This is a genomic window from Ochrobactrum sp. SFR4 (assembly GCF_019730395.1).
Lineage (GTDB): Bacteria > Pseudomonadota > Alphaproteobacteria > Rhizobiales > Rhizobiaceae > Pseudochrobactrum.
Genome location: NZ_JAAPBB010000554.1, coordinates 1 through 309, shown reverse-complemented (window position 1 = coordinate 309; position 309 = coordinate 1). Strand labels below are relative to the sequence as shown.

The window sequence follows — 309 nt, the reverse complement described above, 5'->3', positions numbered from 1 at the left end:
GCATATAGCGCATCAGATCAACGGTAATTTCATAGTTGTCACCACCGCGCCACAGATTGGCGAAAGCAACAATTTCACAGTCATTGCGTAAGACTGCAAGATCAAACCGGCGGAGATAATCCTCATCGAAATAACCGAGTGAGAAACCTTTCTCACTGCCGGATTTAAAGTCGAGCCATGCATCAGAAATCTCCCGCAAACGCGGCAATAAAGGTGGCACATCGATTGCCGGAATGATTTCAAAGACAAGGCCGTCTTTCGTAACCTTGCGATCCGCATAGCGGAAAGGCTGACGGCTTGGCCCTTCCA

1 protein-coding gene is annotated in these 309 nt (G+C 48.9%); it reads right to left on the bottom strand.

All coding sequences use genetic code 11. The features are described 5' to 3' along the window. A partial coding sequence (locus HBA93_RS20220) for a phosphatidylglycerol lysyltransferase domain-containing protein (RefSeq protein ID WP_221724466.1) occupies window positions 1–309 on the bottom strand: 309 nt, incomplete at both ends.